Origin of the sequence: Paraburkholderia metrosideri, from assembly GCF_904848625.1 — a bacterium.
GTDB lineage: Bacteria > Pseudomonadota > Gammaproteobacteria > Burkholderiales > Burkholderiaceae > Paraburkholderia > Paraburkholderia metrosideri.
This window is the reverse complement of the sequence record NZ_CAJHCP010000047.1, coordinates 1-588: the sequence shown is the minus strand read 5'-3', so window position 1 is coordinate 588 and position 588 is coordinate 1. Positions and strand designations below refer to the sequence as shown.

1 protein-coding gene is annotated in these 588 nt (G+C 63.4%); it reads left to right on the top strand.

Features of this window, described 5'->3' with window-relative positions:
• The coding region (locus LMG28727_RS33920) for a pyridoxal-phosphate dependent enzyme (protein WP_201646653.1) at positions 1-588 on the top strand (588 nt) is incomplete at both ends.

Here is a 588-nt window from a genome sequence, read left to right as displayed (position 1 = left end):
CCACGACTACCTGAAAAAAACCCTGACCGCGCGCGTCTACGACGTGGCCCGCGAGACCGAACTCGAACGCGCGCCGAATCTGTCGGCGCGGCTGCGTAACCCGGTATATCTGAAGCGCGAGGACAACCAGCCGGTGTTCTCGTTCAAGCTGCGCGGCGCGTATAACAAGATGGCGCATATGCCGGCAGAGGCGCTGCAACGTGGGGTGATCACCGCGTCGGCGGGCAATCATGCGCAGGGCGTGGCGTTGTCGGCGGCTCGCATGGGCGTGAAAGCGATCATCGTCGTGCCGACGACCACACCGCAGGTCAAGGTCGACGCAGTGCGCTCACATGGCGGCCCGACAGTCGAAGTGGTGCAGTTCGGTGAGTCGTTTAGCGACGCTTACGGTCATGCAGTGAAGCTTCAGGAAGAACGCGGGCTGACCTTCGTGCATCCGTTCGACGACCCGTATGTGATCGCCGGCCAGGGCACCGTCGCGATGGAGATTCTCAGTCAGCATCAAGGCCCGATTCACGCGATCTTCGTACCGATCGGCGGCGGTGGTTTGGCCGCAGGGGTGGCGGCGTATGTGAAGTCGGTGCGCCC